The sequence below is a fragment of the Kitasatospora sp. YST-16 genome (genome assembly GCF_026802215.1).
Classification (GTDB): Bacteria; Actinomycetota; Actinomycetes; order Streptomycetales; family Streptomycetaceae; genus Kitasatospora; species Kitasatospora cineracea.
Genome location: NZ_CP113837.1, coordinates 3,531,263 through 3,557,829 on the forward strand (window position 1 = coordinate 3,531,263; position 26,567 = coordinate 3,557,829).

Genomic DNA, 26,567 nt, shown 5'->3' on the forward strand with positions numbered 1-26,567 from the left:
GTCGAATCCACCCGCCGTACCAGCACTGTTCCACGTGAAACACCACTCCGCCGCAGAGCCGACGACCCCGCCCGCGCGAGGCGGGCGGGGTCGGACGCCGGAACGGCAGCACCACCGGCGTCAAGCCGGCAGCACGACCACGCAGCGCTGGGGCTCCTCGCCCTCCGACTCGCTGCGCAGCCCCGCGGCGGCCACCGCGTCGTGCACCACCTTGCGCTCGAACGGGGTCATCGGCCGCAGCTTGACCTGCTCGCCGGTGCTCCTGACCCGCTCGGAGGCCTCCGCGCCCAGCTCCGCGAGCTCGGCCCGCTTGCGCGCCCGGAAGCCCGCGACGTCCAGCATCAGGCGGCTGCGCTCCCCGGTCTCCCGGTGCACGGCCAGCCGGGTCAGCTCCTGGAGCGCCTCCAGCACCTCGCCGTCCTGGCCCACCAGCCGCTGCAGCGCCCGGTCGTCGCCCTCGCCGACGATGGAGACCAGCGCCCGGTCCCCCTCGACGTCCATGTCGATGTCGCCGTCCAGGTCCGCGATGTCCAGCAGACCCTCCAGGTAGTCGGCGGCGATGTCACCCTCGTGCTCCAGACGCGAGAGGACGCTCTCACCGGCCGGCGCGGTGTCGACGGCGGAGGTGGTGCCATCCGTCACAGGTGGACTCCTTCGGAAACGAGGCCCTCGGGTGGGGCCGAGAACGAGGGTGGGGACTACTTCTTCTTCGGCCGCTGGCCGCCCTGGCCACCGCGCCGCGGCTGCTGACGCTGGCCCTGGCCCGGCTGGGCCCCCGGCTTCGCCCCGCCCGCCTTCGGACCGGACTTCCCGGCCGACGCGGCCCCGGCCGGCGTGGCCTCCGCCTCGTCCGTCGTGGCGTCCGACGCGCCCGCGTGCTCCGCGGAGTGCGCCTGGTGGGCCCCGGCCGCCTGCCGCTGCGCCTTGCTCTGCTTGCGCGGCTGCTGCCGGCGCACCTGCACGCTCTCCTCGACCGCCGCCTGGGCGTCGGCCGCCGCGCCCTTGGAGCCGCCCTTGAGCATGGCCGCCAGGCCGACCTTCTGGATCGAGCCGTCCGGGTTGATCCGGCCCTGCTTCTTCAGCCGGACCTGGCGCTCGTCCCACGCCTTGCTGCCCGGCGTCGGGTTGTTGCGGATGACGATCAGCTGCTGGCCCATCGACCAGACGTTGGTGGTCAGCCAGTAGACCAGCACACCGACCGGGAAGTTGATGCCCATCACGGCGAACATCACCGGGAAGACGTACATCAGCATCTTCTGCTGCTGCATGAACGGCGTCTTGACCGACAGGTCGACGTTCTTGGTCATCAGCTGGCGCTGGGTGATGAACTGCGACAGCGACATCAGCACGATCATGACCGCGCAGACGATCTGGATCTGGATGCTGTCCGCACCGACGAACTTGGCCGACAGCGGGGCGCCGAAGATGTGCGCCTGCTTGGCGCTGTCCAGCAGCGGCTTGTCGATGACGCCGATCGTCTTGTCGTTGGCGATCGAGGCGAGCACGCCGTAGAGGGCGGTGAAGAACGGCGCCTGCACGAGGATCGGAAGGCACGAGGAGAACGGGTTGGTGCCCGCCTCCTTGTACAGCTTCATCATCTCTTCGGACTGGCGCTGCTTGTCGTTCTTGTAGCGCTCCTGGATGGCCTTCATCTTCGGCTGGATCGCCTGCATGGCCCGGGTCGACTTGATCTGCTTCACGAAGAGCGGGATCAGGCAGATCCGGATGACGACCACCATCATCACGATGGACAGACCCCACGCCAGGCCGCCGTCCGGGTCGAAGACGTGGCTGAACAGCGAGTGGAACTGGACGATGATCCAGGACACCGCTGTGTAGAGGGGACTCAGAAAACCGAAGGTCACCGGTCAGACTCCTTGGGCATCGGGCTTCGCCACCGGCTCCGGCTCGGCGGTCCCGCTCGTGGGGTTCAGCAGATTGCGCAGCCGGCGGTGCCACACCGGGTGCTTTCGCGGCGGAACATGGTCGACCCCACCGGGAGACCAAGGATTGCAGCGCAGGATGCGCCAGACGGTCAGCCAACCGCCCTTGATCGCGCCGTGGACGCGCACCGCCTCGTACCCGTAGCGGGAGCACGAGGGGTAATAGCGGCACACCGGACCGAGCAGCGGACTGATCGTCCACTGGTAGAGCCTGATCAGGCCCATCAGCAGGTACTTCATCGCCCTGTTCCCGTCGGGGCACTGCCGGTCGGTTCCGACCTGAGCAGGCGGCGCAGGGCCGCGTCCAGGTCGTGCTCGAGGTCCGAGTACGGGGCCGTCGCCGCAGCCGGCAGCGCCCGTACCACTATCAGGCTACCTGCGGGCAACCGGGACAGGCGTTCGCGGACCAGGTGACGCAGACGACGCTTGACCGCGTTGCGGACCACGGCCGGCCCCACGGCCTTGCTCACGACGAAACCCGCACGCGCCGAAGGAAGCCCCTCGGCGACGTGCGGGTGGAAGTCGCTGTTCCGGTCGGCTCCTCCGTCGGGCGCCGCCTCTCTGTGGAGGTGGACCACCAGCAGGGGCCGACCGGCACGCCGACCGCGTTTCACCGCGGTCGTGAAGTCCTGGCGCCGCCGCAGCCGATTCTCGGTGGGCAGCACTGCAGACCCTCTGCGCGGATCAGGCGGACAGGGCGCTGCGGCCCTTGGCGCGGCGGTTCGCCAGGATGGCGCGGCCGGCACGGGTACGCATGCGCAGCCGGAAGCCGTGGGTCTTGGCGCGACGACGGTTGTTCGGCTGGAAGGTGCGCTTGCTCACTCGGGGGCTCCTGGGGTGAATCGTAGGATGACGGGCGGTCGCTTGGCCGTCACCGTGCGTCCGCGCGATCTCCCCTTGCACTTGGGAAATCCGGTCCCGGACCCAGATCTGCTGGGCTGAGGAACACCACGGCGCCCGTGCTGCGCGCGTCATGGAAGCGGGCGGACCCGCGGACATGCGGCAGCGGCCATCGACAACTCGACCTGGTTACGGTACGCGGGAGCGGGTCCGAGGGTCAAACCAGGTGGCCGCCACGCCGTTGCCCACAGCCTGTGGACAGAAACTTGAATCAGCTCTGCGCGCTGACTACCGTTGCAGGACTTGTCTCTTTTGTTCTGTGCCCGCGGCCGCTCCGCCGCCGCGCCACCCGAACCCCTCCTTGACCTTGCCTGGCTCCCCCTGCTCGGGGAACGAGAAAGCGTGTACCAGTGGCTGATGTCAACAGCGATCTCGTCCTGATGTGGTCGAGGGTCGTCGAGCGACTGGTCAGCGACAGCGATGTCGTGGAGAAGGACAAGAACTGGGTCCGCCGCACCCAGCCGATGTGGATGATGCACGACACCGCCCTGCTCGCGGCGCCCAACGAGTTCGCCAAGCAGGTGCTGGAGGGCCGGCTGCTGCCGCAGCTGACCGACGCCATCTCGCAGGAGTTCGGCCGGCAGGTCCGGATCGCGGTGATGGTGGACGCCAACGCCGCCCCGGCCGGCGAGCCGGACCCGGAACCGGAGCTCGACCCCGAGCCCGTCCCGGAGTGGCCGCACCCGCGCCCCGAGCCGTCCTACCCGGCGCACGCCGAGCAGCCCTACCCCGTCCGGAACGAGCAGCCGTACCCGGGCGGGCCCGGCTACCCGCAGCCCGGGCCGCCGCCCGGGAGCTGGCCGGGCCGGGGCGGGGACGACTACCAGCGCTCGCCGTACCCGTCGGGCTACCCGGCGGCCGAGCCCTACCGGGCGCCCGCCCAGGCCCCGTACCGCGACCACCAGCCCGGTGCGGAGGCCGGCGGCTGGGGGAGCCCGCGCCGATGCCCGAGCGGCGGCCGGACCCGGCCCCGCGGCGCTCGCACCGGCCCGGGCCGGACTCCGCGCAGGGCGACCTGTTCGGCGGGGCGCTCGGTTCCCCGGACGAGGACCGGCCGCGCCAGGGCGGCTCCCGCCGCAGCGCCCGGCCCGCCGCCCCGTCCCACGCCCCGGTCGAGCGCGCCCCCGGCGTCCCGGCCCCGCCCGGCGCTCCCCCGGCCGGCGGCCCGCGCAAGGACGAGCCGAACGCCCGGCTGAACCCCAAGTACCTGTTCGACACCTTCGTGATCGGCGCCTCCAACCGCTTCGCGCACGCCGCGGCGGTGGCGGTGGCCGAGGCACCGGCCAAGGCGTACAACCCGCTCTTCGTCTACGGCGAGTCCGGGCTCGGCAAGACCCACCTGCTGCACGCCATCGGGCACTACTCGCGCAGCCTGTTCCCGGGCACCCGGGTGCGGTACGTGAGCTCGGAGGAGTTCACCAACGAGTTCATCAACTCGATCCGGGACGGCAAGGCGGACGCGTTCCGCAAGCGCTACCGGGACATCGACATCCTGCTGGTCGACGACATCCAGTTCCTGGCCAGCAAGGAGTCGACGCAGGAGGAGTTCTTCCACACCTTCAACACCCTGCACAACGCGAACAAGCAGATCGTCCTCTCGTCGGACCGGCCGCCCAAGCAGCTGATCACCCTGGAGGACCGGCTCCGCAACCGCTTCGAGTGGGGCCTGATCACCGACGTCACCCCGCCAGAGCTGGAGACCCGGATCGCCATCCTGCGCAAGAAGGCGATCCAGGAGCAGCTGAACGCCCCGGCCGACGTACTGGAGTTCATCGCCTCCCGGATCACCCGGAACATCCGGGAGCTGGAGGGCGCGCTGATCCGGGTCACCGCCTTCGCCAACCTGAACCGGGCCCCGGTCGACCTGGAGCTGGCCGGCATCGTCCTGAAGGACCTGATCCCGGGCGGGGACGAGGACGCCGGGCCGGAGATCACCGCGCAGGTGATCATGCAGCAGACCGCCGCGTACTTCGGGCTGGGCGTGGAGGACCTGTGCGGATCCTCCCGCAGCCGGGTGCTGGTGACGGCCCGTCAGATCGCCATGTACCTGTGCCGGGAGCTGACCGACCTGTCGCTGCCGAAGATCGGCGCCCAGTTCGGCGGCCGGGACCACACCACGGTGATGCACGCGGACCGCAAGATCCGCTCGCTGATGGCCGAGCGCCGGTCCATCTACAACCAGGTCACCGAGTTGACCAACCGCATCAAGAGCTAGCTAACAAAAGCCGGACGCCGCCGGGAGCGGCCGCACCAGGGTCGGTGCGGTAGCTCAAAAGCCTTGAGCAGCACGGCAGTTGACGCATCGAAGGGGAGTCGGACCGAGGCGGTCCGACTCCCCTTCGGCATGCTCCGGGCGTTACCCGGACGAGTGGTGCGGCTGCGACGCGGAGCACTCGTCCGGGTGCCCGGGACGGGCTTCGGCGGACTGCCGCGGGGGGCCTGTAGTAGAGGGCGGCCGGTCGAACGCGGAACGGGCCGACGGGTGGCCGGATCCGTTCGGTCCGGGCCGGCCGGGCGGCCCGCGGGGGTGTGGACCGGCCTCCGACGGGGCAGGAATCCGCGGAACGACGCCTTCTCCGGCCCGGCCGCCGCACCGAACGTCTGCGCAGACAATCGAACGGTTCGGGTCCGCACTCCGGTTGTCCACAGGAACGGGTGGGTTTTCCCCGTCCACAGGGTGCACGGGCCCCGGTTATCCAGAGGTTCCTCCACAGCCCGATCGGGGCTACGCTCTTCCGCGCAGGTCAACCCCCTGTGGACTTGTGCACAACAGTTATCCACAGCCTGTGGAGAACTGAGGGCCCGTCAGCACGTCCACAGAGTTATCCACCGGCTGTCCACAGGAATGGGTGGGTTATCCCCAGGTTTTCCACAGCTGCGTCCACAGTTCGGCAACATCAACTTCCCCGTCACCCCTGCGTGTGAAAGGCGTCACGCGAAGTTGATCCGGGCCGGTGGATAACTTCCCCGTTTTCTGTGGAAACAGCTGTGGATAACCTGTGGATACTCAGCGTGCCCTGTGGATTACTCTCCGCTGTCCACAGAAGGGCCTGGTTGTCCACAACCGCCATCCACAGGTCCTGTGGACAAAATATGGCCGCTGACCTGCGGAAACGGGGTTATCCACGGTATCCACAGGCCCTACTACTACTGCTACACATAGAGAGCTCGGAGCATGATCAACAGTGGGGGTGGCCCGAATCTGTGGACAACCGGGCCCCGACATTTGTTCGGTCCGCTTGTGCCCATCTGCCCCGGCTGTCAGCCGAGTACGTCAGACTGTCCTTCGGCAACCGGAAGCAGGACGGGGCGGAGCTGATCCGCCCGGCCGGTCGCCCGACGAGGATCAGACGATCAACAGCACGGATCGGCGGTACCGGCCGACCGTGCGGCGACAGCAGCCAGGAGGCGGTTACCGGTGAAGTTCCGGGTGGAGCGTGATGTCCTCGCGGAGGCGGTGGCCTGGGCTGCCCGCAGCCTCCCCGCGCGGCCGCCGGTGCCGGTGCTGGCCGGCCTGCTGCTGACCGCGCAGGAGGGCACCCTGGCGCTGTCCGGGTTCGACTACGAGGTGTCGGCCCGGGTCGAGCTGGAGGCGGACGTCGAGGAGGCCGGCACCGTCCTGGTCTCCGGCCGCCTGCTGAACGACATCTCGCGCAACCTGCCGAACCGCCCGGTGGAGATCTCCACCGACGGCGCCCGGGTCAGCGTGGTCTGCGGCACCTCCCGCTTCACGCTGCCGACCCTCCCGGTCGACGAGTACCCGGCGCTGCCGCAGATGCCGACCGCCACCGGCACCGTCCCGGGCGACGTGTTCGCCTCGGCGGTCAGCCAGGCCGCGGTCGCCGCCGGCCGCGACGACACCCTGCCGGTGCTCACCGGCGTCCGGGTCGAGATCAACGGCAGCGGGATCACCCTGGCCGCCACCGACCGGTACCGCTTCGCCGTCCGCGAGCTGCTCTGGAAGCCCGAGCAGGACGACATCAACGCGGTCGCGCTGGTCCCCGCCAAGACCCTGCAGGACATCGCCAAGTCGCTGGGCAGCGGCGACCAGGTCACCATCGCGCTCTCCACCGGCGGCGCCGGCGAGGGCCTGATCGGCTTCGAGGGCGCCGGCCGGCGGACCACCACCCGCCTGCTGGAGGGCGAGTTCCCCAAGTTCCGGTCGATCTTCCCGACCGAGTTCTCGGCGGTCGCCGCGGTGCAGACCCAGCCCTTCCTGGAGGCGCTCAAGCGCGTCTCGCTGGTGGCCGAGCGCAACACCCCGGTCCGGCTGAACTTCGAGCAGGGCGTGCTCACCCTGGAGGCCGGCTCCGGCGACGACGCCCAGGCCACCGAGCGGATCGACGCCGACCTGGAGGGCGACGACATCTCGATCGCCTTCAACCCCGGCTACCTGGAGGAGGGGCTCAAGGCGATCGACGCCGGCTACGCGCAGCTGAGCTTCACCACCCCGACCAAGCCGGCCCTGCTCACCGGCAAGCCCGCGGTCGACGCGGAGCCGGACGAGGCCTACCAGTACCTGATCATGCCGGTCCGCCTCTCCGGCTGACCGGGCACCGACCACCAGGGGCGCGAGGGGCGAACAGCCTCCGCGCCCCTGTGGCTGCCCGGCGCGCCCTCGGCGTCGGCGTAGGCTCAGTGGGTGCGGCAACGGCGCCGCCATCAGGCACGACACCACAGTGAAGGACTTGTCATGGAGCTCGGCCTCATCGGTCTCGGCAAGATGGGCGGCAACATGCGCGAGCGCATCCGCCGCGCCGGCCACACCGTCATCGGCTACGACCGCAACCCGGACCTCGCCGACGTCGACAGCGTCGAGCAGCTGGTCGCCAAGCTGGAGGCCCCCCGCGTGGTGTGGGTGATGGTCCCGGCCGGCGGCCCGACCCAGGAGACCGTCGAGCACCTGGCCGAGCTGCTGGCCCCGGGCGACGTGGTGGTCGACGGCGGCAACTCCCGCTGGACCGACGACGTCAAGCACGCCGAGCTGCTCGCCGAGAAGGGCATCGGCTTCGTCGACTGCGGCGTCTCCGGCGGCGTCTGGGGCCTGGAGAACGGCTACGCGCTGATGTACGGCGGCGACGCCGCGCACGTGGCCAAGGTGCAGCCGGTCTTCGACGCACTCAAGCCCGAGGGCGACTTCGGCTCGGTGCACGCCGGCAAGGTCGGCGCCGGCCACTTCGCCAAGATGGTCCACAACGGCATCGAGTACGCGATGATGCAGGCCTTCGCCGAGGGCTGGGAGCTGCTGGAGGCCGCCCCCGAGGTCACCGACGTGCGCGAGGTCTTCCGCAGCTGGCAGGAGGGCACCGTGATCCGCTCCTGGCTGCTCGACCTGGCCGTCCGGGCGCTGGACGACGACGAGCACCTGGCCAAGCTCAAGGGCTGGGCCGCCGACTCCGGCGAGGGCCGCTGGACGGTCGAGGCCGCGATCGACCACGCGGTGCCGCTGCCCGCGATCACCGCCTCGCTGTTCGCCCGGTTCGCCTCCCGCCAGGACGACTCCCCGCAGATGAAGATGATCGCCGCGCTGCGCAACCAGTTCGGCGGCCACGCGGTCGAGTCCAAGTAAGCAGCCCCGGACAGAAGGCGAGCGCAGTCCACCGTCATGCACGTCGCGCACCTGTCGCTCGCCGACTTCCGTTCCTACGCCCGGGTCGAGGTCCCGCTCGACCCGGGCGTCACCGCGTTCGTCGGGCCCAACGGGCAGGGCAAGACCAACCTGGTCGAGGCGATCGGCTACGTCGCCACCCTGGGCAGCCACCGGGTGGCCACCGACGCCCCGCTGATCCGGCTCGGCGCCGAGCGGGCGGTGATCCGGGCCAGCGTGGTCGCCCAGGGCGGCCGCTCCACCCTGGTCGAGCTGGAGCTGACCGCCGGCAAGGCCAACCGGGCCCGGCTGAACCGCTCCGACAACGTCCGCCCGCGCGACGTGCTGGGCGTGCTGCGCACCGTGCTGTTCGCCCCCGAGGACCTCGCCCTGGTCAAGGGCGACCCGGCCGAGCGCCGGCGCTTCCTGGACGAGCTGCTGACCGCCCGGGCCCCCCGGCTGGCCGGGGTGCGCTCCGACTACGAGCGGGTGCTCAAGCAGCGCAACGCCCTGCTGAGGACCGCCGCGATGGCCCGCCGGGCCGGCGGCGGCAAGTCCGCCGACCTGGCCACCCTGGAGGTCTGGGACGGCCACCTGGCCCGCGCCGGAGCAGAGCTGACGGCCTTCCGGATCCAGCTGGTGGCCGCGCTGCAGCCGCTGGTCGCCGAGGCCTACCGGCAGCTCGCCCCCGGCGCCGGCGACACCGTGCTGGAGTACCGCTCCTCCTTCGAGGGCGAGCTCCCCACCAGCCGCGAGCAGGCCGAGCAGCAACTGCTGGAGGCCCTGCGGGCGACGCGCAGGCAGGAGGTCGAGCGCGGCCTGACCCTGGTCGGCCCGCACCGCGACGAACTGCTGCTGCGGCTCGGCCCGCTGCCCGCCAAGGGCTACGCCAGCCACGGCGAGTCCTGGTCCTACGCGCTGGCGCTGCGGCTGGCCTCGTACGAGCTGCTGCGCTCCGAGGGCGGCGAACCGGTGCTGGTGCTGGACGACGTGTTCGCCGAGCTGGACGCCCGGCGCCGGGACCGGCTGGCCGAGCTGGTGGCCGGCGGCGAACAGGTGCTGGTCACCGCCGCCGTCGCCGAGGACGTGCCGAAGGCGCTGCACGGCGCCCGGTACGGCGTCTCGGGCGGCACGGTGGACCGGCTGACCCCGTGAGCCCCGGCGGCCGCGTACGGGGGCCTGACGGGCGCCGGGCGGGTCAGCGGGCGACGGGCCAGGAGTCGTGGGCCCGGACCGCGTCCCCCAGTTCGTTCGAGAGCCGGTTCCAGGCCCTGGAGTAGTGGCTCGCCACCTCGGCCAGCGCCTTGGCGCAGTGCGGCGGCACGGCTCCGAACAGCTGCTCGGCGGCGTCCAGTCCGCGGGCCTGGCTGCTGAGCCAGCGCAGCAGTGCGCGTCCGCTGTCCGTGAAGCGGATCGAGGGGTCGTGGGCGAGGACCTCCAGGGCCTTCAGGCACGGGTCGTCGTCCTTGGGGAAGGGCTCGGCCGCGCTCCTCTCCGGCTCGTCCGCGGCGGGCCGGGCGGCGAGGACCATCCGGCGGACGGTCCGGGGTCCCGACTGCGGGGGGATGCCCGGGTACCGCCCGGACCGTTCCGCGCTGGCGCGGTGGGCGGCGTCGGACCGCAGTTCCTGCCGCAGGCGGTGGACGGTGCTGATCGAGATGCCGGTCTCCTCGGCCACCGCCCGCAGGGTCACCCCGGGGCGTTCCATCAGCAGGCAGCGCGCCCGCTCCCGCCGGGCCCGGATGTCCACCGGCCGGAGCCGGCCGTCCTTGCCCAGCCGGGCGGCGAGCGGATTCGACTGAGGATTCTCCTCGGTCGAAAGCCTCCGCCGGGCCGCGCCGACGGTCTTCGGCGAGACGCCCGCGACCGCCGCGACGGCCCGGTCGGACCAGTGCGGGTGGGTGGCCAGGATGCGGTTGACCGCCGCCCTGCGGTCCGCGGGCGTCAGCGGCAGCCCGTGGCGGGCGTTGACCTGGACGGAGCGGACGAAGAGGTCGGCGGGCGACCCCTCGACGTACTGCACCGCGATGTGCTGCTCCCCGCGCAGGACGGTGGCGCGGAGCCGGTGCATTCCGTCGACCACCCGCTGCTCGTCCCGGTGCACCAGGATCGGCGGGAAGTCCGTGTCGCTCTCCGCCATGGCCCGCGCGTGGGTCTCGTCCACTCCGGCCAGCCGGGGCGAGTCCGCGGGGAGCAATGCTCCGACCGGCACCATTCGGACCGACTGTCCGGCGTCCCCGAACGACCGCCCGTGTTCCCTCACCATGCTTTTCACAGCTCCCCCCGATGCCATGCTGCTGTCACGCATATCAACATGATGCCGACCTCGGCTGTCAAGCACTCGTCAAGTTCGTACCGATTTGCAACGGACGTGCGGTGCGGCGGACGGCGCGGCCGGGGGCCGGAAGGAAAATCTTTGCAAAGACTTCCGGGGTGGGCGGAAATTTTCACCACACGAGGTTCACCTGCCGCAGAAATGAACATTGACTTTCCCTCGAGTCCTCCTAGGCTTCCAATCTCCTTACCCAAACCAAAGGAGGTGTTCCAGGTGGCTGAGACCCTTCAGCTCACGCGGGGCCAGGTCGAGTCCGCGATGCGTGCGGCCATGACCATGGACGCGATCGTCGGGCGTCTCACCTACGACGAGGAGTTCGCCAAGAACCTCTCTTCGGACCCGCGCGGGACCATGGAGAAGGCCGGCCTGTCCTTCGACAAGGAAGGCATGGACAGCCTGATGACCATGGACCCCAAGCGGTTCGACAACGCGGCCGAGGCGCTGTTCAACCTCGTCGACTCCGAGTTCCTCTACAAGGTCGCGGGCCCGTCCTGCGACCCGCTGTAAGCGGATAGGGCGATCAATCCGGTGCCACCGGCCACCGGTCGGCACCAGCCGTATGTCCGGGTGATTCCCTGAAAAGGGGTCGCCGACGTCGTGGCCCGGCGACGAATGTTGCCGGGCCATGACCAGTGTTCCCGTGAAGGAATGCCATGACCGCCGTTCTGCTCGTGAATCTCGCCAGTATTCCCATGCCCGGAAACGATCCGATTTTCCCGATCGGCCTCCGGTGCATCCAGGACGCGCTGGACCGGGAGGACCACCGGACCCGTCTGATCGACTTCGTCGAGGACCCGGGTGCCTTCACCGACCTGTCCTGGATCGCCGAGCCGTGGGACGTGATCGGGTTCACGATCAGGAACATCGACCCGGTCGACCTGAACTGCGACAGCCACGTGCCGCACTACGAGGCCTTCATGGACCGCGTCCGCGCGGCCCTGGGGGACCGTCGCCCGCTCCTGGTGGGGGGCGGGCCGGGCTACAGCCTGTTCGGCCAGGAACTCATCGAGCGGCTCGGCTTCGACGTGGGCGTGGTCGGTCCGGGCGAGCAGCCGATGATCGACGTCGTGGCTGATCCGGAGCGGTACCGGGGGCTGGGGCAGAACCTCCCGGGCGACCGCTACCCGGGATTCACCACCAACGTCCTGGACCACCCGGCGTCCCTGCTGGCGGCCTACGCCTCCCGGGGCGGGTCCATCGGCGTGGAGACCAAGCGGAAGACCTGCTACCAGGGCTGCGTCTACTGCCCGTACGCCTACATCAGCGGCGAGAACGCGGGGGACCTGAAGCCGACCGAGGCCATCGTCGAGGAACTGCGCACCGCCTACGCGAGCGGGATCCGCGACGTGTTCTTCACCGACGGCATCTTCAACAGCGAGCTGTCCTACGCCAAGCGGGTGGTACGCGCCGTGACCGCCGCCGACCTGCCGGGGCTGACCTGGACGGCGTACTTCACCCCGAAGCCCTTCGACGACGAGTTCGCCGAACTCCTGGCCGCCAGCAACGTCGGGCCGGTGATGATCTCGCCGGACAGCCTGGACGACCCCGTGATGCGGCTGCTGGGCAAGAGCTTCGACACCCGGCACGTGACCAGGTTCATCGACCGCTGCCGGCGCCACGACCTCAGGTTCACGGTCAGCGTGGTGTTCGGCGGACCGGGGGAGGACCGGGAGAGCGTCCGCACCACGGCCCGGTACATCAACGAGAACCTGGCCGCCGGGGAGCTGATCCTGAACGTCGGGTACCGGGTCCTGCCGGAGACCGCGCTGGCCCGGCAGCTCGGCCTGGAGAAGTCCGAGATCCTCGACCCGACGTTCCACCCGCTGGACCCGGACCTGTTCTCGTGGATCATCAGCGACCTCGACAGCCGCTTCCTGGCGACCCGTCCGATGCTCAACCTGATCGCCGGCCGCAACTCCAGCCGGAAGATGCAGAAGGTCGCGGTCGGCGCCCCCGCCGGTGCGCCCTCCGGCGAGGGCCGGGAGTACGTCGCGCTGCGGCGGCGCCTGCTGCCGGTCGCCGAGGTCCGCGGCGGAGGGGCGGGGCGCTGTGCGGGCGAGTGACGTCCGGCCGCGACGGCTGGTGGCCGCGGACGCCCCGGCCGTGCACGCGCTCACCGGCGGGTTCGGGCTCACCCCGGAACTGCTGCGCCGGGAACTGGCCGCCGACGGGGACTTCCGCTGGGCCGGGCTGGACGATCCCGCCGGGCGGCTGTGCGCCGTCCACCGGAGCCTGAGGTGGGGGCCGTACCTCTTTCTGAAGGGCGTCTACGTCCGCGAGGACGTGCGCGGTTCGGGAGCCGCGGTGCAGTTGGCGTTCGCGCTGCGGGACGCCGCCCGGGCGGAGGGCCTGCCCGGCGTCGCCGCCTGGTTCGAACCCGGGATGCCCGAATCGACGATCGCCGAACTCCTGGGGCTGCGCCGGCAGGCGTTGATGGTGCACCGCTTCGTCCTCCCGCTGACCCCGTCCGGCGGCCCCGCGCCGACCGCGGGCGCCGCGCCGACGCCGCTCCGCGGTGAACTCGAGCTGCCCCGGGAGTGCGCCGCCGACCGGTCGGCGGCCGTCGACCTCTTCGGAGCGCCCGCGGACGGACCGCTGCGCGTCCACTGGGTGTTGGACGGGCGCCGACTGGTGGCGAGCGCCGGCTTCGGGGCGGACCGGGACGGGCTCGCCGCGCTGCTCGCCGCCTTCGGACCGCTCGCCGCGGCCCACGGCGCCGACACGCTGGAGTTCCCGGTGCGGGCGTCCGACATCATCGGTGTCCTGCAGCTCATGCACGGCAAGGCGGAGCGCCGCAACCGGGTGCCGGTCTGCCTCGGGGCGCTGTCCTTCGCGCAGCGGCAGCCCGGGAGCCCGCCGTGCTGACCGACCCGGACCCGTACGAAGTCCGCCGGCTCTGCCGTGCGGACGACCCGGCCGGGGCGCTGGACCTGCTGGAGCGCACCGGGTTCGACGCGGCGGCCCTGCGCTGCCTGCTGACCGGGCGGGCACCTGGTCCGGGCCCGGTGCCCGGGACCCGCGAGGTGCTGCTGCGCGACGAGAACGGCCGGACCACCGAGATGGCCGTCCACACCCCGGCGGGGGCGGTCGGCGGCCGGACCGGCGCGCTGGTCCTCCTGCACGGGGTCGGCGGCAGCGGACCGCGGATGCTGAGCCGGTTCCGCGACCTCGCCGAACGGCTGGACGTCTCCGTGCTCTGCCCCACGGCCCAGCCCGTGGCGGAGCGGTCCAACCGCCTCGACCTGGCCGGGCTGTTCGGCAACGCGTTCGACGCGCCCTGCTGGAACCTGAGCGGCGCCGACTTCCCGCTCGCCGCGCTGCGCTGGGCGCGGACCGCACTGGACGCCGACCCCGACCGGTGCCTGATCGCGGGGCACTCGATGGGCGCGCTGGCCACCTGGAACCTCGCCATGCGCTTCGGGGACCGCTTCTGCGCCGCCGTGCCGGTCAACGGGGCGCTGTCGATGTGGGAGCTGTTCGGCACCGACCGCAGGAAGCGGGCGCTGCTCCCGAACCTGCTGCCGCTGCCGGTGTTCGTCCTGCACGGCGACGCCGACCGGCAGATCGCGCCCCGGTTCGACCGCGAGTCCGTCACCGCCCTGCGCGGCCTCGGGCACCGGGAACTGCGGCACGCCGAGATCCGGGGCGGCGGCCACACCCTGGAGTCGCTCGACCTGACCGGCCGGAACGCCCCGCTCCGCAGCGAGCTGGGCGACTGGCTCTCCGCCCGGCGGCGCGGCCGCGTCCCGGCCGCCGTCCGCCACCGGGCGCTGGACGGCGCCCACGGCCGGGCCCACTGGATCGCGGTCGACCGGATCGCCCCGCAGGCCGTGGCGGAGGTCCGGGCCGAGCGCCGGTCCGCGACCGCGATCGACGTTGCGGTCACCGGTGCCCGCGAGGTGCGGCTGCACCTGCGCGGCGACCTCTTTGCACCCGGCCGGCTCGACGTGGCGGTCAACGGCGTCCGGCACGCGGTCGCGTTCCGCCCCGACCCGGACCGGTTGCTGCACTCCTACCGGGAGACGGCCGACCCCGCCCTGCTCGACGAACAGGTCGTCGTGCTGCCGGTGCCCGACGACCGGGAGGAATCGTGACGGACGACCGCGGCGCACTGGCCGCACTCGTGCTCTCCGCCGGCTCGCGGGTCGACGGCCGTCCGGTCGGCGGGGCGGACGGCCTCGTCGACCGGGCCCGCGCGGCCCTCGGGGGCGCCGGGGTCCGGCCCGGCGACGTGGTGCTGCTGACCGACCTGGAGCCCGGCGCCCTGGTGGCCGCCACCGTGGCGGCCTGGCAGCTCGACGCCGTCCCGCTGGTGGCGCCGAACGACCGGAACCTGCCCGGCGGGCTGCGGGGCACCTGCCGACTGCGGCAGGGGCTGGAAGCCGTCCCGGCCACCGGGGCCCGGAGTGCTCCGGGCCTGGAGCGGACGGCCGTGCTGATGCCGACCTCGGGCAGCACCGGCACCCCCAAGCCGGCCCGCCGGGGGGTGGCCGGCGTCCTAGTCGAGGCCGCCGGCTACCAGGAGTACCTGGGGCTGACCGCTGCCGACCTGGTCGCGGTGCCGGTCCCGCTCACCCACTCCTACGGCTGGGGCGTGGCCATGAGCGCCCTGCTGGCCGGCTGCGACCTCGACACCACGCCGCCCACCCGGCCGATGGCCCTGGCCGGCCTGCTGGACACCGGAACGGTCGCCGTGGTGGCGCTCACGGCGGGCATCGCCCGGCTCCTGGTGGACACCCGGCGCACCGGCGAGGGGCGGGTGCGCGCCGCACTGGCGGGAGCCGGCCCGGTGCCCGACGCACTGGACGCCGCCTTCCGCGGGCGCTTCGGCCGCCCGCTGGAACGCGGCTACGGCTCCACCGAGACGGGCGGCGTGTTCCTGGGGCCGCGGGGCATCGGGCGGCCGATCGACGGCATCACGGTCAGCTCGCCGCCGGCCGGGGACCGCGGCGAGCTGGTCCTCGCCACCCGGGTCCCGGTCGAGGGGCTGCTGGGCAGCGAGCCGACCCGCCTGTGGCGCACCGGGGACCTGGTCGAGCGCGACGCGGACGGAATCTTCCACCACGTCCGCCGGCTCGGTTCGGCACTGCGGGTGAACGGCCGCTGGGTGGACCCGGACGAGGTCACCCGGGGGCTGGGCGCGCTCCCCGGGGCCACCGGGGTGCACCTGCTGGTGCTGGGCCGCGAGCGGTCCCCCGGGATCGAGGACCTCCACGCGGTCGTCGAGACCTCGGCCGCGGTGCCCGCCGCCGCGGTGGAGGAGCGGCTGTCCGCCCTGCCCGCGGGCGTGCCGCGCCCGCGGGTCCTGCTGTGCCCGTCCGTCCCGCGCAACGTCGTCGGAAAGCTCGACCGGGACGCGCTGATCGCCCTGGTCCGACAGGAGGAACACCGTGGGAAGTGACGACTTCGGCGCGCTGGTCGCCGAGCAGCTCGCCGCGATGCTGGACGAGCTCGGCGGCCCCGCCCTCTCCCCCGCGGAGATCCTGGGCGACGGACGCACCCGCGACCGGGACCTGACGGAACTCGGTCTGGGCTCCCTGGACTGGATGCGGCTGGCCGTCCGGATCGGGAACGAGACCGGGCTCGAACTGCCGCAGTCCGCCCTGGTCGACCAGGGCTCCCGCACGGTGGCGGGATGGGCCCGGGCCCTCGCCGCCGTCGCGGAACCCGGGGCGCCGGCCCGCTAGGCCGACCGAACAGCCCCCGCGCGCGGCCCCGGCCGCGCGCATTCCGGTGGAACGACTACGGAGGAGGACCCACCCCCATGCAGGTCACGCAGCGAGGCGGACGGTTCGTCGTCGTCGACGACTTCCTGGACGCCGCGACCCTGGCGGAACTACACCGGCTCATGGAGCGCTCGACCTTCTCGGAGGTGGACAGCGTCCTCTACCCCGAAACGGACGGGAAGGCGTTCAGATCCCGGGGGACGTACGTCAGGGGCGGTGGACAGGGCGAGGACGGCGCGGCGGGCCGGTCCAAGGCGTTCGAGCGGATACTCCAGCAGGTGGTGGCGGAGCCGGGCATCTTCGGCACCGCCGGACAGGACTGGGACCGGGCCGGGTTCACCTTCTGGCGCTACCCGGCGGGGAGCAGGCTGAGCTGGCACAACGACGCCGGCGGCGGCCGCACCGGGGAGTTCATCGTCTTCCTGCACGAGGAGTGGCGCGCCTCCTGGGGCGGCGAGTTGATGATCCTGGACGAGGAGCCCGTGACCTCCGTCCGGGACGGGGACTTCCTCGCCCAGATGGAGCTCCAGGTGCGGGAGTCGGCGTCCAGCCCGGTGGCGATCGTGCCCCGGCCCAACCGGCTGGTGCTGGTGAAGGCCGGGACCGTGCACCAGATCAACCGGGTGGACCCCACCGCGGCCGCCCCCCGCCGCACCCTCACCGGCTTCATCTCCAAGCAGACCGCGGAGTCGGGCGCGCAGGCCCGCGACGCGCTGCTGCGGCTGGTGGACCGCTCCGCGGGGGAGGGGCAGTGACCGGGCGGGCCACCCTGCGGGGACGGCGGTTCGCCGTCCTCGACGACTTCCTCGACGGCGCGGCGCTGGAGGAGGCCCGCCGCACGATGGCCGCCAGCGCTTTCTCGGCCGCCGAGAGCCCCCTGCTCACGGGGCAGGACGGTGCCCTGCGTTCGCGCGGCACCGTGGTCCGCGGCGCCGCGGCCGGCCGGGGCGCCGCGGGGGACCCGGCGGCCTACGGCCTGGTCCGGTCCGCCGTCGCCGCCGAGCCGGAGCTGTTCGGCCGCCCGGGCGAGGACTGGGACCGGGTCGGCTTCACCTTCTGGAACTACCCGGTCGGATCGGGTCTCGCCTGGCACGGCGACGCGGGCGGCGGCCGCCGGGGCTCCTACGTGCTGTTCCTGAACGAGGAGTGGCGTGCCTCCTGGGGCGGCGAACTGATGGTCCTGGACGAGGAGGAGGTCGACACCGGCACGGCGGAGCTCCAGGTGCGGGAGTCGGCGTCCAGCCCGGTGGCGATCGTGCCCCGGCCCAACCGGCTGGTGCTGCTCAGGGCCGGGACCCCGCACCGGATCAACCGGGTGGACCCCACCGCGGCGCTGGTGCGGTGCAGCCTCACCGGCTTCGCCATGAAGCGCCCGGACGAGGCGGGCGCGGACGCCCGGGCCCGGTTCCGGGAACTCGTCGGTGCGCTGAAGGGGGCCTCCGAGTAGTGGCGACCGACACCGGGGACCCGCCGCGGCGGCTGGTCCGGATCCTGCACGCGGCGACCTGGCGCGAGGAGATGCGCAGCCCGGTCGAGCGACGGCTGGCGGTGGCCCTCACCACCCTGTACGCGGCCACCGGCCTCTCGTACTCCGCGCTGGCCGTCTACATGCTCCGGCAGGAGCACCTGAGCCCGGCCGTCTACGGTGTCGGCGCCAGCGTGGCGGGGGTGCTCGGGCTGCTGGTCGGGCCGGCGATCGGGGCCCTGAGCGACCGCGTCGACGGGTTCGTCCTCTACGCGGTCCTGATGGGCGTGATGGCCGGGGCGACCTTCTGCCTCACCGTGGCGGGGCCGTTGGCCGCCCTCGGGCTGCTCAGCGTCCTGGTGATGTGCGCGCGCGGCAGTTCCGCGGTGCTGGGCGCGCTGATCGGCCGGGCGGTGGCCCGGGACCGCCGGGTGCGCTTCCGGGCCACCGTGCGCGCCATGAGCAACGTCGCCATGGTGGTCGGTCTGGCGCTCGGTGCCGCCGTGCTGGCCGTCGGCACCCGGACGGCCTTCCGGGCGTCGTTCACGGCCGAGGCACTGGCCCTGTCCGTGACCGGTCTCCTGGTGTGGCGGGCCCGCAACGGGGCGGTGGCGGCCGTTCCCGAGGCCCCGGCCCCGGCCGTTCCCGCGGCCCCCGCCCCGGCCCCGGCCGACGCCGCGCAGCCGCCCGGCACGCTGCGGGACGGCCGGGTGACGGTGCTGCTGCTGCTCAACTGCCTGTTCTGCCTGGCCGAACCGATGCTGGCGATCGCCGTCCCGCTCTGGGTCGGGGCCCGGCTGCGGGTGCCGATGTGGGGCGTGTCGGTGGTGCTGGTGGTGAACACCGTGGTGATGGTGCTGCTGCAGGTCCCGGCGGCGCGCCGGGTCACGGACACCTCGCAGGCGGCCAGGGCGGTGCGGGCCGCGGCCCTGCTGTTCGCGGTGGCCGCGTTGGCGTTCCCGCTCTCGGCCCAGCTCTCGCGGCACCTCGGCGCGGCCGCGGCGCTCTGCGCCCTGGTGCTCTTCGCGCTGGTCCGGGCCGGCGGGGACGTCCTCTACTCCGTCGGTTCGACGAGCCTGTCGTACGAACTCGTCCCGGAGCGGTCGTACGGGAAGTCCATGGGGATTCTCGGAATGGGCGTCGACATCGCGGGCCTGTCGGCCCCGGCGCTCTTCGGGTGGTTCGTGAACGGCGGTGGGGCGCTGGGCTGGTACGTGCTGGCCGTGCTCTTCGTGCTGGGCGCGTTGCCCGTGCGGTGGATACAGAACCGAATCGGTGAAAGGTCGTGGGGAAATGCTTGACGAGCGGGATGTCACCGAACTCCTGCTGCTCCGCGGGGCGGAGCGGGAAGAACTGTTCCGTCAGGCCAGGGCGGCCCGGTCGGCGGTCTTCGGCGACGAGGTGGTGGTCCGGGGCGTCACGGAGATCACCAACCAGTGCCGGGTGAACTGCGTCTTCTGCCCGATGCGGCGGGACAACACCAGGAAGAACAGCGATTTCCGCACGGAGTCCTCCCAGTTGGTCGACGTCGCGGCCTCCGTGAAGGCCAGCGGGATCAACGTGATGTTCTTCCAGGGCGGCGAGATACCGCAGACCACGCGGGTGGTGGGGGAGGCGCTCCCCGGGATCCTCGACCTCTACGACGGCGAGGTGGAGATCCTGCTGAACCTGGGGAACAAGCGCCGCAGCGAGTACGAGTACCTGCGCGAGCAGGGGGCGATGAGCTACATCCTGAAGTTCGAGACCAGCGATCCGCGGCTGGCCGAGGAGGTCCGGCAGGAGAGCCTGGACTCGCGGCTGAAGTGCCTCCAGGACCTGCTCGACCTCGGGTACCGGGTCGGTACCGGGTCGATCATCGGCCTGCCCGGGCAGCAGGTCGCCGACGTGGCGCGGGACTTGGTCTTCGCCCGCGACCTCGGCGTGCACATGTGCAGCGTGGCGCCGTTCATCCCGGCCCCGGACACCCCGCTGGCGGACCACCCGGCCGGGGACGTGGAACTGGCGCTGAACGCCATCGCCGTCTCCCGCCTGCTGGCACCCGACTGGCTGGTCCCCGCGGTGAGCGCGCTGTCGAAGATCGCCGGCGAGGGCCAGTACCGCGGGCTGATGGCGGGGGCCAACGTCATCACCGTCAACTTCACCCCGGACGAGCAGCGCGACCGCTACCTGATCTACGGGCGCGACCGCTTCGTGGTGAAGCGCGACTACGCCTCCGGGATGATCGCCCGCACCGGCCTGCGGCCGCGGGGCTCGGTCTTCCTCGAACCGAGCCTGGTGGAAACCCCCTGACCCCCGAAACGTTCCGCGGTGCCACCCGAGATTGGTTCTGACATGCGCCCTGTTTCCCGATACGTCCGCACCGTGGACGACGTGCTGGACCTCCTGGACGGACTGTTCCCCGTCACGGCCGACCGGTGGACCCCGGCGGGCGGGGCCGATTTCTGGGACCAGTACTACGCCGACCGGGACCGCCCGGTGCCGTTCTTCGTCAACAAGCCGGACGAGCACCTGGCGCAGTACGTGGAATCCGGTCTGCTCGCGCCCGGGCGCGTCCTCGACCTCGGCTGCGGGCCCGGCCGGAACGCGGTCTTCCTGGCGTCCCGGGGGTTCCGGGTGGACGCCGTCGACCTCTCCCCCGACGCGATCGCCTGGACCGGGGACCGGGCCCGCGAGGCGGCGGCCGAGGTCGGCCTGCACTGCGGCGACGCGTTCCGGCTGACCCGGGACGACCTGGCCGGCCCCTACGACCTGGTGGTCGACTCCGGTTTCTTCCACCACCTGCCGCCGCACCGCCGGATCAGCTACCTCCAGATGCTGGACCGGGTGCTCGCGGTCGGCGGCCACCTGGTGCTCGCCGCCTTCGCGGCCTGGGCGCCGGGCTCCGGTTCGCCCGTCCCGGACGCCAAGCTGTACCGGGAGGGCAAGCTGTACGGCGGCCTGGCCTACACGCCCCAGGACCTGCGCTGGATCTTCGGGGGCCTCACCGAGGTCGAGGTGCGCGCGTTGCGCGAGCAGCCGGCCGACTCCCCCTACTACGGCCCCCCGTTCCTCCTGGGCGGTCTGTTCCGGCGCGAGGAGGGCCCGCTCCTGGACCGGTGAGTCCCGCGCCCCTCCGGTCCTCCGGAGGGGCGTACCCGTACCCTGGACGACTCACCGTCGTCCACCGGTAGGGAGGGGAGCGCGCCGTGTCCGAGGAGCCGGGGCTTTCGGGCGTGGACCTGGCCCGGGTCGCGCTGCGCGCGGCCAAGGAGCAGGCCAGGCAGCGCGGCGAGCAGGTCCGCGAGCGGCGGGAGGCCAAGCGGACCGGGCTGCGCAGCGGCGCCCGGGCGGACGGCCGGGACCCGGTGCCGCTGGGGGCCGCGCTGAACCGGCTGATCACCGAGCGGGGCTGGGAGGCGCCGGCAGCGGTCGGCGGGGTGATGGGCCGCTGGTCGCAGATCGTCGGTCCGGACATCTCCGCGCACTGCGAGCCCAAGTCGTACACGGAGGCCGACGCGGTGCTCACCGTGCAGTGCGACTCCACCGCGTGGGCGACTCAACTCCGGCTGCTGGCACGGCAGTTGGTGGCCCGGCTGAACCACGAGCTGGGGCACGGGACGGTCCGGGTGATCAAGGTGCTGGGCCCGGACGCCCCGGTGCGCGGCTACGGGCGGCTGCGGGCCCCCGGGAGCAAGGGGCCGGGCGACACCTGGGGCTGAGCCCGGTGGAGCGGACCGCGATCTTCCGGAATCGCTGGCAGCCCTACCAGGCGCTCTGAGCCCCCCTTGCGAGTATCGGGACATGTCCCGAGGGGATTCAGGGCGGCACATCTGCCCTCAGGGGCTGCCAAACGCCCCTCTCTGTCGGTCGTACCGGTAGACTGAAGCGCAAACACCGTTGCTACTGAGCAACAGAGTCGAAACGCCGTGGTCGCACACCTGCCCGGGCAAGCGGGGAGGGGCGCGGCCCGCGCTGTGCCAGAGAGGGCGCTTCGTGGCCGATTCCGGCAACCCCAGCCAGACCCCAGACCCGTCCGACCGGAAGGCCTACGACGCCAGCGCGATCCAGGTGCTGGAGGGGCTCGACGCAGTCCGCAAGCGCCCGGGCATGTACATCGGCTCGACCGGTGAGCGCGGCCTGCACCACCTCGTGTACGAGATCGTCGACAACTCGGTCGACGAGGCGCTCGCGGGCCACGCCGACACCATCGGCGTCACGATCCTGGCCGACGGCGGCGTCCGGGTGGTGGACAACGGCCGTGGCATCCCGGTCGGCATCATGCCGGGCCAGGACCGGCCCGCCGTCGAGGTCGTGCTGACCGTACTGCACGCGGGCGGCAAGTTCGGCGGCGGCGGCTACGCGGTCTCCGGCGGCCTGCACGGCGTGGGCCTCTCCGTGGTGAACGCGCTCTCCACCCGGCTCACCGTGGACATCCGCGCCGACGGCGCCCGCTGGACGCAGGAGTACAAGGCCGGTGCTCCGACCGCCCCGCTGGCCCGGCACGAGGAGACGGACGACACCGGAACGGTGATCACCTTCTGGGCCGATCCGGACATCTTCGAGACCACCGTCTACTCGTTCGAGACGCTCTCCCGGCGCTTCCAGGAGATGGCCTTCCTCAACAAGGGCCTCACCATCGCGCTGACCGACGAGCGCGCCGAGCACCTGGACGAGGAGGGCAAGCCGCTCTCCGTCACCTACCGGTACGACGGCGGCATCGCCGACTTCGTGGCCCACCTCAACTCCCGCAAGGGCGAGGTGGTCCACCCCTCGGTGATCGACTTCGAGGCCGAGGACAAGGACAAGACGATCTCCGTCGAGATCGCCATGCAGTGGAACTCGTCCTACACCGAGGGCGTGTACTCGTTCGCCAACACCATCCACACCCACGGCGGCGGCACCCACGAGGAGGGCTTCCGGGCCGCGCTCACCGGTCTGGTGAACCGGTACGCGCGCGACAAGAAGCTGCTCCGCGAGAAGGACGACAACCTCTCCGGCGAGGACATCCGCGAGGGCCTGACCGCGATCATCTCGATCAAGCTCGGCGAGCCGCAGTTCGAGGGCCAGACCAAGGACAAGCTCGGCAACACCGAGGCCAAGACCTTCGTCCAGAAGGTGGTCAACGAGCACCTGGCCGACTGGCTGGACCGCAACCCCAACGAGGCCGCGGACATCATCCGCAAGTCCGTCCAGGCCGCCAGCGCCCGGGTCGCCGCCCGCAAGGCCCGCGACCTGACCCGGCGCAAGGGCCTGCTGGAGTCCGCCTCGCTGCCCGGCAAGCTCTCGGACTGCCAGTCCAAGGACCCGGCCGAGTGCGAGATCTTCATCGTCGAGGGCGACTCGGCCGGCGGCTCCGCCAAGCAGGGCCGCGACCCGCGCACCCAGGCGATCCTCCCGATCCGCGGCAAGATCCTGAACGTCGAGAAGGCCCGGATCGACAAGGTGCTGCAGAACACCGAGGTCCAGGCGCTGATCTCGGCCTTCGGCTGCGGCATCCAGGAGGACTACGACGCCGAGAAGCTGCGGTACCACAAGATCGTGCTGATGGCCGACGCCGACGTCGACGGACAGCACATCCGCACCCTGCTGCTGACCCTGCTGTTCCGCTTCATGCGCCCGCTGGTCGAGGCCGGGTACGTCTACCTGGCGATGCCCCCGCTGTACAAGATCAAGTGGGGCCGGGACGAGTTCGAGTACGCCTACTCCGACCGCGAGCGCGACGCGCTGATCGCCGCCGGGGTCGAGGGCGGCCGCCGGCTCCCGAAGGACGACGCGATCCAGCGCTTCAAGGGCCTCGGCGAGATGAACGCCGAGGAGCTGCGCGTCACCACCATGGACGCCGCGCACCGCCTGCTGCTCCAGGTCACCCTGGAGGACGCCGCCCGCGCCGACGACCTGTTCTCCGTCCTGATGGGCGAGGACGTCGAGGCCCGCCGCTCCTTCATCCAGCGCAACGCGAAGGACGTCCGCTTCCTGGACGTCTGACGTCCCGCCAAGGATCGTTGAAAGGAAACTGACCACCAGTGGTCGACGACAACCGTCCCGACGGCGGCGAACAGCCCGAGGACAGCACCATCCCCGCCCAGAGCGGCCACCGGGTCGAGCTCATCGAGCTCGAGACCGAGATGCAGCGCTCCTACCTCGACTACGCGATGAGCGTCATCGTCTCGCGTGCCCTGCCCGAGGTCCGCGACGGCCTCAAGCCGGTGCACCGCCGGGTGCTCTACGCGATGTACGACGGCGGCTACCGGCCCGAGAAGGGCTACTACAAGTGCGCCCGCGTGGTCGGCGACGTGATGGGCAACTACCACCCGCACGGCGACACCTCGATCTACGACACCCTGGTCCGCCTCGCCCAGCCCTGGTCGATGCGGATGCCGCTGGTGGACGGCAACGGCAACTTCGGCTCCCCGGGCAACGACCCGGCCGCGGCGATGCGCTACACCGAGTGCAAGATGATGCCGCTGGCGATGGAGATGATGCGCGACATCGACGAGGAGACCGTCGACTTCGCCGCCAACTACGACGGCCGGCAGCAGGAGCCGACCGTCCTGCCCTCGCGGATCCCCAACCTGCTGGTCAACGGCGCCACCGGCATCGCGGTCGGCATGGCCACCAACATCCCGCCGCACAACCTGCGCGAGGTCGCCTCCGGCGCGCTCTGGGCGCTGGAGCACCCCGAGGCGTCCAACGAGGAGCTGCTGGAAGCCCTGATCGAGCGGATCAAGGCCCCCGACTTCCCGACCGGCGCGCTGATCGTCGGCCGCCGCGGCATCGAGGAGGCCTACCGCACCGGCCGCGGCTCGATCACCATGCGCGCGGTGGTCGAGGTCGAGGAGATCCAGGGCCGCCAGTGCCTGGTGATCACCGAGCTGCCGTTCCAGGTCAACCCGGACAACCTCGCCCTGAAGATCGCCGACCTGGTCAAGGACGGCCGGATCGCCGGCATCGCCGACGTCCGCGACGAGTCCTCCTCGCGCACCGGCCAGCGCCTGGTCATCGTGCTCAAGCGGGACGCGGTCGCCAAGGTCGTGCTCAACAACCTGTACAAGCACACCGACCTGCAGACCAACTTCGGCGCCAACATGCTGGCCCTGGTCGACGGCGTGCCGCGCACCCTCTCGCTGGACGCCTTCATCCGGCACTGGGTCGCCCACCAGATCGAGGTCATCGTCCGCCGGACCACCTTCCGGCTGCGCAAGGCCGAGGAGCGCGCGCACATCCTGCGCGCCCTGCTCAAGGCGCTCGACCAGATCGACGCCGTGATCGCCCTGATCCGCGCCTCGGAGAGCGCCGACGCCGCCCGCACCGGCCTGATGCAACTGCTCGCCATCGACGAGCTGCAGGCCAACGCCATCCTCGAGATGCAGCTGCGCCGCCTGGCCGCCCTGGAGAGCGCCCGCATCCTCAGCGAGCACGACGAGCTCCAGGCCAAGATCAACGAGTACAACGCGATCCTCGCCTCGCCCGCCCGGCAGCGCGAGATCGTCTCCGAGGAGCTCACCGCGATCGTCGAGAAGTACGGCGACGAGCGGCGCTCCACCCTGATCCCCTCCGACGGCGACCTCTCGATCGAGGACCTCATCGCCGAGGAGGACATCGTGGTCACCATCACCCGCGGCGGCTACGTCAAGCGCACCCGCTCCGACCTCTACCGCTCGCAGAAGCGCGGCGGCAAGGGCGTGCGCGGCGCGCAGCTGAAGCAGGACGACATCGTCGACCACTTCTTCGTGACCACCACCCACAACTGGATCCTGTTCTTCACCAACAAGGGCCGGGTCTACCGCGCCAAGGGCTACGAGCTCCCCGACGCCGGCCGCGACGCCCGCGGCCAGCACGTCGCCAACCTGCTGGCCTTCCAGCCGGAGGAGCACATCACCCAGGTGATGGCCGTCCGCACCTACGAGGACAAGCCGTACCTGGTCCTCGCCACCCGCGGCGGCCTGGTCAAGAAGTCCCCGCTCAAGGACTACGACTCCCCGCGCTCCGGTGGCCTGATCGCCATCAACCTCCGCCAGGACGAGGAGGGCCGGGACGACGAGCTGATCGGCGCCGAGCTGGTCTCCGCCGACGACGACCTGCTGCTGATCTCCCGGAAGGCCCAGTCGATCCGCTTCAAGGCCACCGACGAGGCGCTGCGCCCGATGAGCCGGGCCACCTCCGGAGTGAAGGGCATGTCCTTCCGGGAGGACGACGAACTGCTCTCGATGAACGTGGTGCGGCCCGGCACCTACGTCTTCACCGCCACCGACGGCGGGTACGCGAAGCGGACCTCGGTTGACGAGTACCGTGTCCAGGGACGTGGTGGTTTCGGTATCAAGGCGGCGAAGATCGTCGAGGGCCGGGGCTCGCTGGTCGGCGCCCTGGTCGTCGAGGAGACCGACGAGATCATGGCCATCACGCTGTCCGGCGGCGTGATCCGGACCAGGGTTTCCGAGGTGCGTGAAACCGGACGTGACACCATGGGCGTCCAACTGATCAACCTCGGGAAGCGCGACGCGGTGGTGGGCATGGCCCGCAACGCGGAGGCCGACGAGGAGGAGGGCGCGGACGAGACCGTCGACGAGGCGGTGTCCGCGGCCGCCACCGAGCAGGACGCGAACGGCGCGCCCGACCAGGGCTGACGCGCGGA

At 71.8% G+C, this 26,567-nt stretch carries 24 protein-coding genes; 18 read left to right on the plus strand and 6 right to left on the minus strand.

Annotated features, from left to right (window positions below; translation table 11 throughout):
* Positions 1-120: 120 nt before the first annotated feature.
* From OU787_RS16125 to rpmH, 5 genes are read right to left on the minus strand one after another with little or no spacing between them, the layout of a single operon-like run.
* On the minus strand, positions 121-642 hold the full coding sequence (locus OU787_RS16125; protein WP_030457635.1) for a Jag family protein: 522 nt from the start codon (positions 640-642) through the stop codon (positions 121-123).
* Positions 643-698: 56 nt separating this feature from the next.
* Positions 699-1,865, minus strand: a complete 1,167-nt coding sequence (gene yidC, locus OU787_RS16130) for a membrane protein insertase YidC (RefSeq protein ID WP_268659747.1) — start codon at positions 1,863-1,865, stop codon at positions 699-701.
* Between the two features lie 3 nt (positions 1,866-1,868).
* Positions 1,869-2,183, minus strand: a complete 315-nt coding sequence (yidD, locus tag OU787_RS16135) for a membrane protein insertion efficiency factor YidD (RefSeq protein ID WP_030457637.1) — start codon at positions 2,181-2,183, stop codon at positions 1,869-1,871.
* Entirely contained in the window at positions 2,180-2,608 is a 429-nt protein-coding gene (rnpA, locus tag OU787_RS16140; protein WP_081966685.1) for a ribonuclease P protein component, read from the minus strand. Before rnpA ends, yidD begins: the two co-directional genes overlap by 4 nt.
* A gap of 19 nt (positions 2,609-2,627) precedes the next feature.
* Positions 2,628-2,765, minus strand: a complete 138-nt coding sequence (gene rpmH, locus OU787_RS16145; protein WP_030457638.1) for a 50S ribosomal protein L34 — start codon at positions 2,763-2,765, stop codon at positions 2,628-2,630.
* 544 nt (positions 2,766-3,309) lie between these two features.
* Here rpmH and dnaA point away from each other — a divergent pair.
* The 4 genes from dnaA (at position 3,310) to recF (ending at position 9,585) form a co-directional block, all read left to right on the plus strand.
* A complete protein-coding gene (gene dnaA / locus OU787_RS16150) occupies positions 3,310-5,058 on the plus strand; it encodes a chromosomal replication initiator protein DnaA (RefSeq protein WP_268659748.1) in 1,749 nt (582 codons plus the stop codon).
* 1,203 nt (positions 5,059-6,261) lie between these two features.
* Positions 6,262-7,392, plus strand: a complete 1,131-nt coding sequence (dnaN, locus tag OU787_RS16155) for a DNA polymerase III subunit beta (protein WP_030457640.1) — start codon at positions 6,262-6,264, stop codon at positions 7,390-7,392.
* A gap of 144 nt (positions 7,393-7,536) precedes the next feature.
* A complete protein-coding gene (gene gnd / locus OU787_RS16160) occupies positions 7,537-8,412 on the plus strand; it encodes a phosphogluconate dehydrogenase (NAD(+)-dependent, decarboxylating) (protein WP_030457641.1) in 876 nt (291 codons plus the stop codon).
* A 36-nt stretch (positions 8,413-8,448) separates the two neighbouring features.
* Positions 8,449-9,585, plus strand: a complete 1,137-nt coding sequence (recF, locus tag OU787_RS16165; RefSeq protein ID WP_030457642.1) for a DNA replication/repair protein RecF — start codon at positions 8,449-8,451, stop codon at positions 9,583-9,585.
* Between the two features lie 43 nt (positions 9,586-9,628).
* On the opposite strand, the gene OU787_RS16170 is transcribed toward recF, so the two are convergent.
* A complete protein-coding gene (locus OU787_RS16170; protein WP_268659749.1) occupies positions 9,629-10,570 on the minus strand; it encodes a winged helix-turn-helix transcriptional regulator in 942 nt (313 codons plus the stop codon).
* Between the two features lie 408 nt (positions 10,571-10,978).
* Here OU787_RS16170 and OU787_RS16175 point away from each other — a divergent pair, with 408 nt between their 5' ends.
* The 14 genes from OU787_RS16175 to gyrA all read left to right on the plus strand — a co-directional run bounded on the left by OU787_RS16175 (position 10,979) and on the right by gyrA (position 26,559).
* Positions 10,979-11,272, plus strand: a complete 294-nt coding sequence (locus OU787_RS16175) for an Os1348 family NHLP clan protein (RefSeq protein ID WP_268659750.1) — start codon at positions 10,979-10,981, stop codon at positions 11,270-11,272.
* 185 nt (positions 11,273-11,457) lie between these two features.
* The gene (locus OU787_RS16180; RefSeq protein WP_268659751.1) at positions 11,458-12,828 is read left to right on the plus strand and encodes a B12-binding domain-containing radical SAM protein; all 1,371 of its coding nucleotides are present in this window, start codon (positions 11,458-11,460) and stop codon (positions 12,826-12,828) included.
* On the plus strand, positions 12,815-13,630 hold the full coding sequence (locus tag OU787_RS16185) for a hypothetical protein (protein WP_268659752.1): 816 nt from the start codon (positions 12,815-12,817) through the stop codon (positions 13,628-13,630). The genes OU787_RS16180 and OU787_RS16185 overlap by 14 nt, the downstream gene beginning before the upstream one ends.
* Positions 13,624-14,859 carry a hypothetical protein gene (locus OU787_RS16190; protein WP_268659753.1) on the plus strand — a complete coding sequence of 412 codons (1,236 nt, stop codon included), beginning with the start codon at positions 13,624-13,626 and terminating at the stop codon, positions 14,857-14,859. Before OU787_RS16185 ends, OU787_RS16190 begins: the two co-directional genes overlap by 7 nt.
* Positions 14,856-16,166, plus strand: coding sequence for an AMP-binding protein (locus OU787_RS16195; protein WP_268659754.1), 1,311 nt, complete (start codon positions 14,856-14,858; stop codon positions 16,164-16,166). The genes OU787_RS16190 and OU787_RS16195 overlap by 4 nt, the downstream gene beginning before the upstream one ends.
* Entirely contained in the window at positions 16,156-16,452 is a 297-nt protein-coding gene (locus OU787_RS16200; RefSeq protein ID WP_268659755.1) for an acyl carrier protein, read from the plus strand. The genes OU787_RS16195 and OU787_RS16200 overlap by 11 nt, the downstream gene beginning before the upstream one ends.
* A gap of 77 nt (positions 16,453-16,529) precedes the next feature.
* A complete protein-coding gene (locus OU787_RS16205) occupies positions 16,530-17,246 on the plus strand; it encodes a 2OG-Fe(II) oxygenase (RefSeq protein ID WP_268659756.1) in 717 nt (238 codons plus the stop codon).
* Complete coding sequence (locus OU787_RS16210; protein ID WP_268659757.1) at positions 17,243-17,938, plus strand: 2OG-Fe(II) oxygenase; 696 nt, start codon at positions 17,243-17,245, stop codon at positions 17,936-17,938. The genes OU787_RS16205 and OU787_RS16210 overlap by 4 nt, the downstream gene beginning before the upstream one ends.
* Entirely contained in the window at positions 17,938-19,257 is a 1,320-nt protein-coding gene (locus OU787_RS16215) for an MFS transporter (protein WP_268659758.1), read from the plus strand. Before OU787_RS16210 ends, OU787_RS16215 begins: the two co-directional genes overlap by 1 nt.
* On the plus strand, positions 19,250-20,245 hold the full coding sequence (locus OU787_RS16220; protein WP_268659759.1) for a biotin synthase BioB: 996 nt from the start codon (positions 19,250-19,252) through the stop codon (positions 20,243-20,245). The genes OU787_RS16215 and OU787_RS16220 overlap by 8 nt, the downstream gene beginning before the upstream one ends.
* Before the next feature lie 42 nt (positions 20,246-20,287).
* A complete protein-coding gene (locus OU787_RS16225; RefSeq protein ID WP_268659760.1) occupies positions 20,288-21,055 on the plus strand; it encodes a class I SAM-dependent methyltransferase in 768 nt (255 codons plus the stop codon).
* Positions 21,056-21,141: 86 nt separating this feature from the next.
* Entirely contained in the window at positions 21,142-21,654 is a 513-nt protein-coding gene (locus tag OU787_RS16230; RefSeq protein WP_030457643.1) for a DUF721 domain-containing protein, read from the plus strand.
* A 274-nt stretch (positions 21,655-21,928) separates the two neighbouring features.
* Complete coding sequence (gyrB, locus tag OU787_RS16235) at positions 21,929-23,920, plus strand: DNA topoisomerase (ATP-hydrolyzing) subunit B (protein ID WP_268659761.1); 1,992 nt, start codon at positions 21,929-21,931, stop codon at positions 23,918-23,920.
* Between the two features lie 38 nt (positions 23,921-23,958).
* Positions 23,959-26,559, plus strand: coding sequence for a DNA gyrase subunit A (gyrA, locus tag OU787_RS16240; RefSeq protein WP_442788480.1), 2,601 nt, complete (start codon positions 23,959-23,961; stop codon positions 26,557-26,559).
* Positions 26,560-26,567 lie beyond the last annotated feature (8 nt).